This is a genomic window from Gammaproteobacteria bacterium, from assembly GCA_021648145.1.
Lineage (GTDB): Bacteria > Pseudomonadota > Gammaproteobacteria > JAADGQ01 > JAADGQ01 > S141-38.
This window is the reverse complement of the sequence record JAKITI010000020.1, coordinates 1-15,430: the sequence shown is the minus strand read 5'-3', so window position 1 is coordinate 15,430 and position 15,430 is coordinate 1. Positions and strand designations below refer to the sequence as shown.

Annotated in this window: 17 protein-coding genes and 1 tRNA gene; 5 read left to right on the top strand and 13 right to left on the bottom strand. The window is 43.7% G+C overall.

From position 1 onward, the window contains the following. Window positions 1-6 precede the first annotated feature (6 nt). From L3J70_11385 to thiS, 8 genes are all read right to left on the bottom strand, one after another. Entirely contained in the window at window positions 7-639 is a 633-nt protein-coding gene (locus tag L3J70_11385) for a phosphatidylserine decarboxylase (GenBank protein MCF6236952.1), read from the bottom strand. Window positions 640-693: 54 nt separating this feature from the next. Further along, on the bottom strand, window positions 694-1,710 hold the full coding sequence (gene ilvC, locus L3J70_11380) for a ketol-acid reductoisomerase (protein ID MCF6236951.1): 1,017 nt from the start codon (window positions 1,708-1,710) through the stop codon (window positions 694-696). Between the two features lie 34 nt (window positions 1,711-1,744). Beyond that, window positions 1,745-2,239, bottom strand: coding sequence for an acetolactate synthase small subunit (gene ilvN / locus L3J70_11375; protein MCF6236950.1), 495 nt, complete (start codon window positions 2,237-2,239; stop codon window positions 1,745-1,747). 3 nt (window positions 2,240-2,242) lie between these two features. After that, window positions 2,243-3,937 (bottom strand): acetolactate synthase 3 large subunit, encoded by a 1,695-nt coding sequence (locus L3J70_11370; GenBank protein ID MCF6236949.1) that lies wholly within the window; start codon window positions 3,935-3,937, stop codon window positions 2,243-2,245. A gap of 117 nt (window positions 3,938-4,054) precedes the next feature. Further along, window positions 4,055-4,792, bottom strand: coding sequence for a DNA polymerase III subunit epsilon (gene dnaQ, locus L3J70_11365; protein ID MCF6236948.1), 738 nt, complete (start codon window positions 4,790-4,792; stop codon window positions 4,055-4,057). A gap of 3 nt (window positions 4,793-4,795) precedes the next feature. Continuing rightward, complete coding sequence (gene trmB, locus L3J70_11360) at window positions 4,796-5,485, bottom strand: tRNA (guanosine(46)-N7)-methyltransferase TrmB (GenBank protein ID MCF6236947.1); 690 nt, start codon at window positions 5,483-5,485, stop codon at window positions 4,796-4,798. A 17-nt stretch (window positions 5,486-5,502) separates the two neighbouring features. Further along, complete coding sequence (locus L3J70_11355) at window positions 5,503-6,312, bottom strand: thiazole synthase (protein ID MCF6236946.1); 810 nt, start codon at window positions 6,310-6,312, stop codon at window positions 5,503-5,505. A gap of 85 nt (window positions 6,313-6,397) precedes the next feature. Further along, complete coding sequence (thiS, locus tag L3J70_11350) at window positions 6,398-6,598, bottom strand: sulfur carrier protein ThiS (GenBank protein MCF6236945.1); 201 nt, start codon at window positions 6,596-6,598, stop codon at window positions 6,398-6,400. 257 nt (window positions 6,599-6,855) lie between these two features. Here thiS and L3J70_11345 point away from each other — a divergent pair, with 257 nt between their 5' ends. Beyond that, the gene (locus tag L3J70_11345) at window positions 6,856-7,842 is read left to right on the top strand and encodes a sensor domain-containing diguanylate cyclase (GenBank protein MCF6236944.1); all 987 of its coding nucleotides are present in this window, start codon (window positions 6,856-6,858) and stop codon (window positions 7,840-7,842) included. Here L3J70_11345 and L3J70_11340 read toward each other — a convergent pair. The 4 genes from L3J70_11340 to L3J70_11325 all read right to left on the bottom strand — a co-directional run bounded on the left by L3J70_11340 (window position 7,829) and on the right by L3J70_11325 (window position 10,609). Beyond that, a complete protein-coding gene (locus L3J70_11340) occupies window positions 7,829-8,395 on the bottom strand; it encodes a Sua5/YciO/YrdC/YwlC family protein (GenBank protein ID MCF6236943.1) in 567 nt (188 codons plus the stop codon). The genes L3J70_11345 and L3J70_11340 overlap by 14 nt on opposite strands. Before the next feature lie 18 nt (window positions 8,396-8,413). Further along, a complete protein-coding gene (gene purD / locus L3J70_11335) occupies window positions 8,414-9,706 on the bottom strand; it encodes a phosphoribosylamine--glycine ligase (GenBank protein ID MCF6236942.1) in 1,293 nt (430 codons plus the stop codon). A gap of 60 nt (window positions 9,707-9,766) precedes the next feature. Next, complete coding sequence (locus L3J70_11330; GenBank protein ID MCF6236941.1) at window positions 9,767-10,366, bottom strand: peroxiredoxin; 600 nt, start codon at window positions 10,364-10,366, stop codon at window positions 9,767-9,769. 156 nt (window positions 10,367-10,522) lie between these two features. After that, window positions 10,523-10,609: transfer RNA gene (locus L3J70_11325), tRNA-Leu, on the bottom strand. A gap of 193 nt (window positions 10,610-10,802) precedes the next feature. On the opposite strand from L3J70_11325, the gene L3J70_11320 reads away from it, so the two are divergent. From L3J70_11320 to L3J70_11305, 4 genes are read left to right on the top strand one after another with little or no spacing between them, the layout of a single operon-like run. Next, the gene (locus L3J70_11320; GenBank protein ID MCF6236940.1) at window positions 10,803-11,690 is read left to right on the top strand and encodes a ParA family protein; all 888 of its coding nucleotides are present in this window, start codon (window positions 10,803-10,805) and stop codon (window positions 11,688-11,690) included. Then, window positions 11,687-13,285 carry a ParB N-terminal domain-containing protein gene (locus tag L3J70_11315; GenBank protein ID MCF6236939.1) on the top strand — a complete coding sequence of 533 codons (1,599 nt, stop codon included), beginning with the start codon at window positions 11,687-11,689 and terminating at the stop codon, window positions 13,283-13,285. Before L3J70_11320 ends, L3J70_11315 begins: the two co-directional genes overlap by 4 nt. Then, the gene (locus L3J70_11310; GenBank protein ID MCF6236938.1) at window positions 13,269-13,853 is read left to right on the top strand and encodes a DUF2857 domain-containing protein; all 585 of its coding nucleotides are present in this window, start codon (window positions 13,269-13,271) and stop codon (window positions 13,851-13,853) included. The genes L3J70_11315 and L3J70_11310 overlap by 17 nt, the downstream gene beginning before the upstream one ends. Continuing rightward, window positions 13,840-14,616: a hypothetical protein gene (locus tag L3J70_11305; GenBank protein ID MCF6236937.1), complete on the top strand. Its 777-nt coding sequence runs from the start codon at window positions 13,840-13,842 to the stop codon at window positions 14,614-14,616. The genes L3J70_11310 and L3J70_11305 overlap by 14 nt, the downstream gene beginning before the upstream one ends. Window positions 14,617-14,930: 314 nt before the next feature. Here the strand turns inward: L3J70_11305 and L3J70_11300 are convergent, their stop codons facing one another. Next, on the bottom strand, window positions 14,931-15,359 hold the full coding sequence (locus L3J70_11300) for a GNAT family N-acetyltransferase (GenBank protein MCF6236936.1): 429 nt from the start codon (window positions 15,357-15,359) through the stop codon (window positions 14,931-14,933). Window positions 15,360-15,430: the final 71 nt, after the last annotated feature.

Genomic DNA, 15,430 nt, shown 5'->3' with positions numbered 1-15,430 from the left:
AAATAATCAGTGAATCATGGTTGCGATAATATCAGTCCCAGCCATTACTTTACTACCCACACTGACATGTATTTTAGAGTTTTCAGGCAAATAAAGAACAACTCTTGCTGGAAAGAGATTAAAACCACTTCGTCGCCCCTGCCCCATACGTTCGCCAGCCTGATAAAAACAACTCAACCCCAGCGTGGCCGATGAACAATTAATCATCATAACATCATCTTTTTCATCTGTTTGAATATGCAACGCATAGCGTGGTTTGTAATGACCGCTACCCATTTTTTTTAGAGCTGAGTGTGTCCACAATGCTGCAATTCGACCCTCAATAGGACTACGAACAAGATGACATCCAAAAAAACGCATTCGCATAACAATTCGAATGGCAGGCCGCTCAAGATAAACATCCGTCCGTTTACCAATGGCTTCTACCACGCCATCAACGGGACAGATAACACCGAGCGGTGCCGAAGGAACCTTACGCTTTGGATCACGAAAAAAAAATAGTAGAAAGGCAACAAACAGCCAGGCAGGTAGCGCAATCAAGAACCCATATTCATGCTGTAACACCACAACAAAAACAAGTGAAACAGCAATATATACAAAGCCCTCACGAGAAATAACCGGGCGATTATGATCAACCATAATTCAAATAAAAAGGCAGTTGTAACTTAATATTACTGCCTTTTTTGTCCTTGGTTAGTTTTTAGTTTTATCGACAATTTTATTGTCTGAAATCCATGACATCATACCCCGAAGACGAGCACCGACTTCTTCGATTTGGTGTTCACGGCCAATACGACGTTTTGCTTTTAACGTTGCAGCCCCAGCTTGATTTTCCAAAATAAACTCGCGTGCAAACTCACCATTTTGAATTTCAGTCAAAATACGGCGCATCTCTTTCTTGGTTTCATCGGTAATCACTCGTGGGCCCCGCGTCAGATCACCATACTCTGCTGTATTTGAAATGGAGTAACGCATGTTGGCGATTCCACCTTCATACATAAGATCAACAATTAATTTCAACTCATGCAAACATTCAAAATAGGCCATTTCAGGGGCATAACCCGCTTCAACCAATGTTTCAAAGCCTGCTTGAACCAATGCAGTTGCACCGCCACATAAAACAGCCTGTTCACCAAAAAGATCTGTTTCTGTCTCTTCCTGAAAGTTAGTTTCAATCACACCTGCACGGCCACCACCATTGGCACTGGCATATGAAAGTGCAATAGCTTTCGCCTGGCCACTTGCATCCTGGGAGACAGCAATCAGTGAAGGAACACCACCGCCTTGAGTATAGGTGGAACGTACCAGGTGACCTGGGCCTTTAGGGGCAATCATGATGACATCGAGATCAGCTCGTGGCTCAATCTGCTCATAATGGATATTAAAGCCATGAGCAAATGCTAATGCAGCCCCTTTTTTGATGTTAGGCTCAATCACATCACGATACAATGCAGCTTGATGTTCGTCAGGAGCTAGAATCATCACAACATCCGCATTTTTTACCGCTTCTTCAATAGATAGAACTTTTAAACCTGAAGCTTCAGCTTTTGAGACCGAGGAGGAACCTGATCGTAAACCCACGACCACATTAATACCTGAATCTTTCAAGTTATTGGCATGTGCATGACCCTGTGAACCGTAACCAATAATTGCAACGGACTTACTTTTGATAATTGATAGGTCTGCGTCTTTATCGTAATAGATATTCATTTTTCTACTTTTTCCTTTAAAGCTTAATTTTGTTTTATAACTGTAAACCTTTTTCACCGCGCGAAACACCGGAGACTCCCGTTCGTGCAACTTCGAGAATCATACCGTCCCGTATGGCTTCAATAAATGCATTTAATTTTCCTGCTGTCCCCGTCACCTCAATGGTATAACTCGTTTTAGTCACATCAAGAATATTGCCACGAAAAATTTCTGACAATCGTTTCACTTCATCACGCGCATCACCATCCACTGCCTTAACTTTAATCAACATCAGCTCACGCTCAATATGCGCTCCGTCCGTCAAATCTGACAATTTAACAACATCAATCAATTTATTCAGCTGCTTGGTGATCTGTTCAATAATTTCATCAGAGCCACGAGTCACAAGCGTCAAGCGAGACAATGATGAGTTTTCTGTAGGAGCCACTGTCAAAGATTCAATATTATAACCGCGCGCTGAAAATAGCCCACAAACCCGAGATAATGCACCCGCTTCATTTTCCATCAAAATCGAAATAATATGTCTCATCACTTACACCAACAACATTTCATTTAATCCCGCACCAGCAGGAATCATCGGATAAACGTTTTCAGCCGGATCAGTATAGTAATCCAAAAAGACCAAACGACCTTTCAGCTTCATCGCTTCTTCCATTGCAGGTCTCACATCCTCAGGTTTATCAATACGAATCCCGACGTGACCATAACTTTCAGCTAATTTAACAAAATCAGGCAATGACTCCATATAGGACATAGCATAGCGCTTTCCATAAAAAAACTCCTGCCATTGGCGTACCATTCCCAACACACCATTATTCAAGTTCACAATTTTAATGGGTAAACCGTATTGCAAGCAGGTTGAAAGCTCTTGAATACACATCTGGATACTGCCTTCGCCCGTCACAACAGCAACCGTTGCATCAGGGTGCGCAAGTTGCACACCCATCGCGGCGGGCAGACCAAAACCCATCGTGCCAAGCCCACCAGAAGTAATCCACCTGTGTGGTTTATCAAATTTGTAAAACTGTGCCGCCCACATCTGGTGCTGACCCACATCAGTCGTCACATAAGCATTGCCTTGAGTCACATCATAGAGTGTTTGAACCACAGCTTGAGGTTTGATTTTTTCGCCATTGGTATCAAACTTCAAGCATTCAATTTTACGCCATGCCTTAATTTTGCCCCACCAGTCATTCAATGCTTGCTCATCAGGATTTCGTTCAGTCGCTCTTAGCAGCTTGAACATCTCTTTTAATACATTACTAACCGCCCCTACAATAGGCACATCTACTTTGACATTTTTTGAAATGGATGCAGGGTCGATATCGATATGAATAATTTTTGCTGTCGGGCAAAACTTTTCAATTTTACCAGTCACACGATCATCAAAACGTGCACCAATTGCGATCAATACATCGCATTCATGCATAGTCATATTGGCTTCATAAGTACCATGCATTCCCAGCATACCTAAGAACTGCTTATCCGTGGCTGGGTACGCCCCAAGCCCCATCAAAGTACTTGTGATAGGAAAATTGAGCATTTGAACAAATTCAGTCAGTTCAGATGATGCGCCATCAAGAACAACACCGCCGCCACTATAAACAATCGGACGGCGTGCATTCAATATCATTTCCACGGCACGTTTTATTTGCCTGCCATGTCCCTTTAATACAGGATTATAAGAACGAATACTGACGCTTTCAGGGTAGTCAAAAAGTGCTTTATCGGCGGTAATATCTTTTGGAATATCAATTACCACGGGCCCCGGTCGCCCTGTCGTCGCAATATAAAATGCCTTTTTGATAATTTCCGCAAGGTCTTTAACGTCTTTAACCATAAAGTTATGTTTAACACACGGGCGTGTAATTCCTATCGAATCCACTTCCTGAAATGCATCATTACCGATCAAGCTTGTAAAAACCTGCCCTGTAAAAACAACCATAGGAATCGAATCCATATAAGCCGTTGCTATACCCGTCACGGCATTAGTCGCACCTGGCCCAGAAGTTACCAGTACGACTCCAGGCCTGCCTGTCGCGCGCGCATACCCATCCGCAGCATGTGTTGCTGCTTGCTCGTGCCTTACCAATATATGCTTTACATCATTCTGCTGATCAAGTGCATCATAAAGGTTTAATACAGCTCCTCCTGGATAACCAAAAAGATACTCAACCTTCTCTTCCTTTAAACAACGAATAAATATTTCAGCGCCGCTCAACTCCACGACAACACTCCTCAAATAGAACTATCAACAAACAAACGCGCAATTGTAGAAAGGTGCTGAGAAAATAGCAATTTTTTGTCACAAAAAAAGCACCACGCCGAATATTGCATGACTAAATTAATTTGACGTTTTCTCCCACAAGCATTCGCCACCAGCCTCTTTAGTGATCGCATCAAGGCGCTGCATATGCGCAGCCAGTTCTTTTTTTGTCGGTTGAATCACTTTTAACTTTGAACGAGCTTCAGGCAGACGATGAATCTCTTTCGGGATATTTTGTCTACCCATATTTTCGTCTCCACCTTTTCGACCTTCATCACCGAGCAGCAAACTCACCTGCCCTCCAGTCATGGTCAGATAGACTTCAGCAAGAATCTCGGAATCAAGTAGCGCGCCATGCAAATCACGTTTAGAGTTATCAATACCCAGCCGTCGACACAGCGCATCCAGATTATTACGTTGACCAGGATATTTTTGACGCGCCATCTTGAGTGTATCAATCACATCGCAATGATTTTGCACTTTCGACCACGTAACCCCGTTTAACTTTGCAAGCTCATGATTAATAAAGCCAACATCAAATGGAGCGTTATGAATAATGAGCTCAGCACCCTCTATAAAACTCATAAATTCGTCAACAATGGCTTCAAAGCGTGGTTTATCGACTAAAGATTCATTTGTGATGCCATGCACTTCCATCGCACCTGGATCAATTTTTCGATCAGGCTGTAAATATTGATGGTAATGCCGACCCGTTAAACGGCGTTCAACTATTTCCACACAACCAATCTCGATAATACGATGCCCTTGCTTAGGTTCCAGGCCTGTCGTTTCAGTATCCAGTACAATTTGTCTCATAAATTACATCCGCTCAAAAATAAGATCCCAAACACCATGTCCCAAACGTTGCCCTCTGAGCTCAAATTTGGTCAGTGGACGATAGTCGGGGCGTTCTGAGAATTTCAGGTCACCTGCACAGTTTCTATAGTTGGGCGATGCACTCATCACACGCATCATTTGATGCGCATAATTCTCCCAATCAGTGGCCATATGAAATTGACCTTTAGGGCACAACAGGCGACTCACTGATGCGATAAAATTAGGCTGAACAATACGACGTTTGTTGTGCCGCTTCTTGTGCCAAGGGTCAGGGAAAAAAAGATGAATCGCTTTGAGGGAAGTTTCAGGGATACGATGATCTAATAACTCCACGGCATCTATGCATGCCACACGTATATTACTTAACCCAAGTTCATCCACTTGGCGCAGCAGTGTACCGACACCAGGGCGATGAACTTCAATACCTAAATAATCATTTTCAGGTGATGCCTTCGCCATCTCGATTAATGACGTACCCATTCCAAACCCGATTTCAATAATACGCGGTGCTTCTCGGCCAAATAACTGACCTAGATCAATCTTATCCGAACCGGCAGGGACTCCATACCTTTCCAGTCGAGATTTCATTGCTCGACGCTGTCCATCAGTCATCCGACCTTCACGTAACACATAACTTTTTATACGGCGCGGATAAACTACATCGTTATCCATTTCTTTTATGATCACAATTAGAAAATTGTACCATCAAGTGGTGAGGATGCGCTTGCAAAGCGCTTACGTGGCATACGCCCTGCACGATAGGCTTCACGCCCTGCTTCTATGCTTTTTTTCATCGCTGATGCCATCAATACTGGATCTTTTGCAGCCGCAATGGCGGTATTCATAAGTACTCCATCGCACCCTAGCTCCATTGCAATGGCTGCATCTGAAGCAGTTCCTACACCTGCATCCACAATGATAGGAACATTAGCATTTTCAACAATCGTTAAAATATTGTAGGGGTTTCGAATCCCTAGGCCGGAACCGATTGGTGCAGCAAGCGGCATGACCGCAACACACCCCATCTCTTCAAAACGCTTAGCCATGATCGGGTCATCATTGGTATAAACCATAATTTTAAAGTTTTCTTTAAGCAGGCGCTCAGCGGCTTTTAAAGTGGCTGGAATATCTGGAAAGAGTGTTTTTTGATCCCCTAGCACTTCCAACTTAATCAAGTCATGTCCGTCAAGCAATTCACGGGCAAGCAAACAAGTACGTACAGCGTCTTCTTCTGTAAAACAACCTGCTGTATTAGGTAACAAGGTATATTTATCTAATGAAATCACATCCAGTAAATTAGGTTCATTGGCATTTTGCCCAATATTAGTACGACGAATTGCAACCGTAATAATTTCTGCACCACTCATTTCAACGGCTGCGCGAGTCTCTTCTAAATCACGATATTTACCCGTTCCAACCAATAAACGTGAGCTATAGTCGACCCCAGCAATAGTTAAAACATCTTTTTTAGACTCGTTTTCAATTTTATTTTGAAGCATGTTATTTCCTGATCATAATTTGTAAGTAAAACTGGGTTAATAAGCGTTCACAAAATATTCTACACACTTATTCTTAAATCCAAATTCAGCCGCCACCAATGGCATGAACGATTTCAACACGATCATTTTCTTTAAGCACATACTGTTCATGCAGGCTTCGTGGTATAATTTCAAGGTTGACTTCAACGGCTAGACGCTGACCCACCTGATCCATTGCCTCTAGTAATTGCACTATATTAGAACCCTCAGGTACTTTATGTAATTCGCCATTAACCGTTATTTCCACAGATATTCACCCTATTATTTCATAATACATCTGAAAGTATAATCCAGCATATGGGTAGCAAGTTCAATTAAAAATAAAACTTTTATGATAATGGCCGATATAGTGGAATAGGTGAAGAAAAATCAATAACACATAATATTCACCTAAATAAAAATATTGTCATATTTTTATCAAAATTTAGAATAATAATAAGTGTCCAGATTGAATAGCTAGAGTTATATCAATTCAGGTGACACATTAAAAGGCAAACAAGAAGTATGTTTTCTGTTAATCCAAATAATATGCACGCGCCAGCAAGCGTTACCGATAACACAACACCAAACAACGAACCCTGTTCGGAAGAGTTATCTGCCAATACGATCATGACTCTCATGAAAGACGGCCTGATTACATTCAATGAACAAGGAACCATCGAACATTTTAATCCAGCCGCACAAGATCTCTTTGGTTACTCACACAAAGAGATCCGCAATTGCCACTTAAGCCTGTTATTTCCGGAAACACTCCCTTCTGATGCTATTTTGCCTTTTGAAAGCACAGATACCTCCAGACAACGCATTAACAACTGGCATTTTGCTGCAATATCAGGAAACGATGCAGAAATTTATGGCCGACGAAAAAATGGAAAAATTTTCCCTATTGAACTCTCTATAGGTAAAACTCACTTGAGCAGTGGTATAAAATACATTGCCAATATTCGGGATATTACTGAGCGAAAGCAGGCAGAAAAAACCCTGAAAAAACTTGCACACAATGATCCATTAACAAACCTTCCAAACCGAAATTTATTCGGAGATCGCATGCAATACGCCATAGCCAACGCACGGCGTAACCAAGAAAAATTCTACTTGATGTTTATTGACCTCGATCATTTCAAAATAATCAACGACACCCATGGGCATGCTGCGGGAGATTATATTTTAAAACAAGTGGCTCAAAGACTTATGGCCTGCACACGAGAAAATGATACCGTCGCTCGCATGGGGGGTGATGAATTTGCAATAATCCTGACAAACATCACCTCCCCACATCATACGAAGAGTATTGCAGAAAAAATACTAAAAGCCCTCTCAACCCCTTATATTATTGACAATCAAAAGCTTCACATATCGGCCAGCATTGGTATTACCGAGTATCCAGACGATGGCAAGAATATGAATGATTTATTAAAAAAATCAGACAGAGCAATGTACAACGCGAAAGCACAACGCAATGATTTTGAGTTTTTTTCTAACGCTGAATAGCATCGCGCACAATAGCCCCCGTTTGTGCATGAAAAATTTTGCTCGGAAATAATTGCCCGCTTGTTTCGCCTGATAAAATAAAGTCCAGCTGATCACCAAATATTTTTCGAACTCGAAGTGAAGTACGTGCAGCCATCTGACCTTGAATATTTGCACTTGTAGAAACTAAAGCAGAACCAAGCTGGTTACATAAAGCAATCACTACAGGGTGATTTGTCACTCGTACAGCAAGCGTATTGTGCTGACCATACAGAAATGAAGGACAACATGAAACAGGAGGAATCAACCAAGTGACAGGCCCTGGCCACGTGGGTAAAATACGCCGTTTGATTGAAGAGTCGAGATCGCCCACAAAAGGAGCTAACTGTTGAAGGTTTGATGCAATCAAAATCAACCCTTTGTCAATAGAGCGACGTTTTAAGGCCAGTAGTGATAAAACTGCTTCTTCACTCCAAGGGTTACAGCCTAAACCATAAACTGCTTCGGTGGGGTAAGCAATCACCCCACCCTTTCGAATGATTTTAGTAGCCTGCCTTAATTTCCAACCGCTCAATTAAGTTGCTTCATAGTGTTATTGCTCTTGATTTTCACGCTCAATAGCACGGTAACCAATATCCTTACGGTAAAACATTCCATTCCAGCTTATTTGATCAACAAGCTGATAAGCACGCTGCTGTGCTTGTCCAACCGAATCACCCAGAGCACACGCACATAACACGCGCCCTCCCGCAGTCACAACATCACCACTCTGGCTTGCTGTTCCTGCATGGAATATTTTTGCATCATCCATAGCCTCTTTATTGAGACCATAAATAATATCGCCTTTGTCATACTCATTGGGATAACCACCCGCAGCTAATACAACACCCAATGCCGAACGAGAGTCCCACTCAACTACAATTTGATCCAACCTCTTATTCAAAGCGGCTTCACACAGCTCAATAATATCTGACTTCAAGCGCATTAAAATTGGCTGTGTTTCAGGATCTCCAAAACGGCAATTGTACTCAAGTACTTTGGGAACACCCGACTCATCAATCATCACTCCCGCATACAAAAATCCTGTATAAGGCATCGCTTCATCTGCAAGACCTTTCACTGTTGGCTCAATCACTTCCTTCATGATGCGATCAAATATAGCGTTCGTTACAACAGGAGCAGGTGAGTATGCTCCCATTCCACCTGTGTTCGGCCCTTTATCTTGTTCATCACGCGCCTTGTGATCTTGCGAGGTTGCCAATGGTAAAATATTTTTACCATCCACCATCACAATAAAGCTGGCTTCTTCGCCCAACAAAAATTCTTCAATCACCACACGGTGACCCGCTTCGCCAAAACCATTACCAGATAACATATCTTCAACAGCGGTAATTGCTTCGCCTTCTGTTTGAGCAAGAATGACACCTTTTCCCGCCGCTAACCCATCAGCTTTTACAACAATAGGCGCACCTTGTTGACGAATAAAGTCAACAGCGGGTTTAATCTCAGTAAATGCTCCGTAAGCTGCTGTTGGTATATGATGACGCACAAGAAAATCTTTCGTGAATACTTTTGAACCTTCCAATTGAGCCGCATCAGCTGTTGGCCCAAAGCAGCGTAACCCTGCCTCAGAAAATGCATCAACAATACCGAGCACTAATGGAACTTCTGGCCCAACAATAGTGAGATCAATACTCTCTTTTTGTGAAAAACTAATCAGTGCAGCAATATCATCTGCAGCAATATCAACATTTTTCACTCTGTTTTCAAGTGCTGTACCTGCATTACCAGGCGCAACAAAAACCTGACTTACTTTAGATGACTGAGCAGCCTTCCAGGCTAATGCATGCTCACGCCCACCACCACCAACAATAAGAATATTCATACAGAGGCACTTACTCAAAAACTTTAAGGAGCGGCAAATAACCGCTCCCTTAATAAAATATTATAGTCCTTTAGACTCAGACTCCAGATATGAAGCAACACCTTCGGCTGTTGGAGTCATCGCTTTATCTCCAGTTTTCCAGCCTGCGGGGCAAACCTCGCCATGCTTTTCAGTAAACTGTAACGCATCAATCATACGTAACATCTCATCAATATTACGCCCCAGAGGTAGATCGTTCACAACCTGGTGACGTACCAAACCCTCGGTATCAATCAAGAAAGAACCACGCAATGCAACTTCTTCACCAAAAAGAACATCATAGTCACGCGCAATACTTTTACTTAAATCTGCAACCATTGGATATTGAACATTACCGATTCCACCCTTATTAATTGCAGTATTTTTCCATGCCAAGTGAGAAAAATGAGAATCCACAGAGCAACCTATAACTTGAACACCACGCCCTTCAAACTCTTTTAGACGATGATCAAAAGCAATAATTTCTGAAGGGCAAACAAAAGTAAAATCTAAAGGATAAAAGAAAAGAACAACATACTTTCCTTTATAATCAGATAATTTAAAGTCTTCTTTAAAACTATTATCAGGCATCACTGCGGTTGCAGTAAAATCAGGGGCTTGCTTAGTGACTAAAACACTCATTATTTATTCCTCAAATTTCTATGTTGTTTAAAGCAAATATTCGTTCCAATAAAACTTGTCAGAGTATATAAATTTCATACTAAAACAGTCAAGTATTAAATGCAGTTAAATTATTTGCGATAGAAATATAACAGAAAAAACTGTTTTAGAGACATCTGGTGCCGAGAGAGAGAATCGAACTCTCACTCCCGCGTGGGAACCGGATTTTGAATCCGGCGCGTCTACCAATTCCGCCACCTCGGCATCATTATTTGAAAAATGGAGCTGGCGATAAGAATCGAACTTACGACCGGCTGATTACAAATCAATAAGTTCAGCTTCGGCAACATTGTAGCATTGTAATATTTTTTGTAAAGAGACTTCAGGAAGACATGGATAGCACGTATTAAAATATTTCAGTTGTACTCCGTGATTTTTATTATAACGGAGAAGGTTTGTGGCAAAAAAATATGCACTTGTATCAACCAAAGGCGGGGTCGGCAAAACAACGCTGACCGCTAATCTCGGCGGTATTTTAGCTGATATGGGACAAAAAACACTGGTGATAGATGCAGATCACCAGCAATCCCTGTCATCCTATTTTAAGCTGTCTCACAAAGCGCCCGGCGGGCTGCATCAGCTAGTAACATCAGCCAGTGCCGAAGACTGTATCAGTCGTACAGAAATACCCAATCTCGATATCATCTTGTCCGATGACCCGGAAAAAACCATTAATACATGGATTCGTCAGTCATCCAGTCACTTTCAGTATCTTCATGCCGCCCTGCTGAAACTCGATGATCAGTATGATTACATCATCATCGACACAAAAGGAGCCGATGGCACCGGTGAGCTGCAAGAGATGGCTATCCGGGCCAGCGATGTGCTGCTATCGCCCATCGCACCAGAATGGATTGCAGCCAAGGAGTTCATTCGCAACACAGTCGGAATGCTGCACCGCCTGGAGCCCCCTCCGGGGATCCAGACAGGGCTGCCGTCCATCCCGCCCATGTTCGGCCTCATCTATGGCCTGGATCGCACCAGCGATACGGATCTTGCGGCGCAGGAGTTGCGCAAGGCATTTTATATGGAGTCTCGCGGCAAAATTTCAATACTGGAGACAGTCGTGCCCAGTATGGCGGCATACAATCAGGCGACAGGTCGCCAGATACCGGTGCATCGCTATGAGGTCAAACGATATAACAAACAATATAAAAATCCTGCCGCATCGGCGCATGACACCATGCTTGAGCTAGTGCATGAACTGTTGCCGCATCTGTCAGATATCACCCCGCAGTGGAGCCCCCATGATCCAAAACTCAAGCCAGAAGGAGATCAATCATGAGCAAGAAATCACTGACCAATAAAGATGTTGTACAACTACTGAACCCTGAAACATTCCAGACAAAAAACAGTGATCATGATCATGGCAGTGATCCGCTGGGTAAAACTCAATTTGCGGTGACACTGGATCAGCTAGTGCCGTACAACAATAACCCGCGCCAGTCGCGCAATCCAAAGTTCGATGAAATCAAGGAGTCCATTCGCAATCGGGGACTGGATCAACCACCCAAAATCACCCGCCGCCATGCAAGTGACAAAAATTTCATGATCAAGTCGGGCGGTAACACCCGCCTGGAAATTCTGCGCGAACTGTACGAAGAGACAGACGACGAACGCTTCTACCGCATTGAGTGTCAGTTCGAGCCCTGGATCAATGAAATTGACACAATGGCCGGCCACATGGCCGAAAACGAACAGCGCGGTGATCTGCTCTTCATCGAAAAAGCCAGTGCGGCAATCAAGATGCGTCAGCTATTTGAAGCAGAAGAGCCTGGCACACTTTCCGGGCGCGAGCTGGCAAAAAAAATTACGATGAGCGGCTGGACGCTCGGATCACAAAACCTGACCCGCTACGAATATGCCGCCAATACGCTGCTGCCATTCATTCCGGTCGCCCTCTGGGCCGGTGCCGGACGGCCAGTGATAACCAGGCTGCGCAAACTCGACACGACCTATCGCAAATACTGGCTGGATCATGAACGAGGTCAGGAGCTGGGAGACTCTGGTTTTGAGCTGCTCTGGCATGAAGCGCTGAAGGATCACGATACTGAATCACTGGATCTCGCGGCCATTCAAAAAACACTGGATATTGAAATCGGCAAACAATTACAGATCCATTACCAGACGGTAGCTATTGAATGTGATGCCATAGCCTCAGGCAAGCCGCTGACGAGCTTAGACAGCAAAATAGACACCACCCATGCACCAAGCGCTATTCATAGTGGCATAGGCGCTCTGGAGGCGAGCCCTCTGGTCTCACGCCCGGCGACTGATCCAGTCTCAGAAAAACCGATGCCTGGCCCAATCCTCAGACCACAGGACAAGCTGGAACAACTCCGGCAACGGGTCTCTCAATCTGAATCAACGCTCTCGGCCTCCCCGCCCCCGCTCGCCGCTGAAGATGCAGCGGCGCTGGCTGCAGCTGTGCTTGCCTCACTGCGTGATCGTACCTGCCAGCTCGCCCAGCAACTTGCAGAGGCCTGGGATATTGGCCATCTGATCGAACCTGTCGATTTTGGCAGCGGATTTCTGGTCACCGCCCCCAATTTTTTTCTCGAAGATCAAGACCCCCAGGGCGGCGTATTCATGCACCTTTACCGCATGGCAGCCTGTGGCTTGTTCGCGTCGGGCGATACCACCAAGATTATGCAACCTGAATTAATACTGAAACTGGCTTTTGAAAATCCATTTTTTGCGTCCTTTGCGGATATTATATGCACCCAGGAAATTCTGGTACTGCACCAGCATCACGATGACAAACTGATCGCCACGCTAACGGAGTTACGCACAGGATTCCGAGAGCTCGAAGATCTCGTTATTGCCATTGCAATAAAAGAAAAAGAGATGCGGAGGAAAAATAATGACACAGCGCAATAATCTTTATTTTGACCTCAATCGCGCCACGATTGACCTGATTGTCAGAGTCTGGCGGGAAGGCCAGCACGAAGAGCTGAAACAACTGGGTATTCCTGTCGAAATCGCTGCGCTGCTGGCCAGAATGCGCACCAGCAGCTACATGGACCTGATTAATTTTCGCGGATCCATTATCAACTTTACATCGGACAACAATCGACTGGTATTGATGATCAAACACATGGAGCAAAAAAGTCTGCGCGACGAACAGGTCAATAAGATGATACAGATGGGCGCACCGCAGCCATTGCTTTATGATATTGCAACAGTTGATCGCGCTGAATTTCAGTGCAGACGTAAAATACTAGGTGTTGCCAGCGGCTCTGGCAAGCCTCGAAATCTGTCAAAAAGTGAAACGCTGAAAGTGCTCGATACACTGCAACAAATCACCACCCCGGATCCTCTGGTCGGCTGGCTGACACTTGGAGAAAGCACTGGCATATCTCTGACCCCGGTCTGGTATTTTCTCAAGCCAAACAACCCCTCCAAATATTGTAATCCATGGGGGGGCAAGAGTGATGCAGACAAATAAAGAAAATACTCCGTCAAAAGAGATTCAGGCACTACAAAGCTACATTGGTCAGGCCGTTGATTTACTCGGCAATGATCCAGACCCAAAGGATGCCGGGGCTTTCATCTACCTCGGCAACCCTCATATTGCCATCCCGCACCAGTTGCTGACAAACGAGCGGCTGGAGTCGGACGAAAAAATCATCTGGGCACTGCTGCGCGAATCACTCCCCCGCCCAGGTCATCCCTCACTGCTACCGAGCCATCAACAGATTGCAAAACAGATCAGCAAAGCATCATCAGTTGTCAGTGAACGAATACAGGTGTTAAGGCTCTATCGCTGGATTACGCTATGCGCTCAAGTGGGACGATCAGACAGCGGCACATGGTATCGTCCGATCTACGCCATCCATGATGAACCCATACCGCTGGCTGACACTCTGTTTCTCGATGAATCCTACATGCAGCATGTGAATCAACAAATGAAAAGCACTACTTCTCGTATTGCACAAACAGCGAAAGAAGTCTCAAACCAGCTCCGCCATCAAATAGCCACAGAAGATGTCTCGATCAGCCCGGGCCCCGTGAGTCGCAGTCTGAACGGTTATCAATATAAAACAAGAAATAACCGTACCCGTTATCCAGAGACGGTTATTAATCATGAAAAAGAGTCAAATAACCGTATCCGTAATCCAGATGCGGTTAATAACTCTGAAAAACAGCCAGATTATGACTCGATTGATGATAAAAAAATTAAAAAAATGGGTCTATGCCAGATTGAGTGAAAATGGCCCAAAACGAGACCATTTTTTCGGTCATTTGAGGCAAATAGCAAACCTATTTTAACGGAAATGATCGGCAAAATGAGCCGTTTGGGGACATTTACAGCCCATACTATTTTAGCCAGACAGCCTCTTATAAATTATTCAAAAGTGTGGGGCAAATATTGGCCTGAAAAGATGATTGAAGTTATAGACAGACCTCGGCAAGCAAGTTTGTTTGACACTCCGGACTTTGCAGCAATATAACGACGCTTTGGCACGTCCACTGGAGCATTTTGTTATGTGTATTTTTCATGCACCCAGCGACATAATTACGATTATGTTTCATTAACAAAACCGCTCTCAACTGCGTGACTTTGATTTTCGAAGATAGCCATAGCGGTGCTCATACGTTTGAAACCAAGTTTTTTATAAAATGGCTCTTTGCCTGGACATGCATACAAAATAATTTTTTTGTGGCCTGCTGATAACTCCACAAGCTTAGAAATAATTTTTTTACCAACACCGAGACCCTGAAACTCTGGATGAACTGCAACATCACAGATATATGAACAATCTATTCCATCTGCCAAAGCTCGGCCGACACCTATCAACTTGCGTTGTTCAAAAACAAAACATCTAAACATACTATTTGTAAACGCTGTTTCTAAATCTGTCGGCTTCTTATTTCCAAGCGTCACTTTATACAGTTCGGAAAGTTCTTTCCAGCAAATATGCTTTAATGAATACTGCCATTCTAATTCCAACATTGACTCCTTCAAAAATATGTTTAGACAAACTTTAAAATCATTTGAAATTGTACTATCTACAGCGCTTT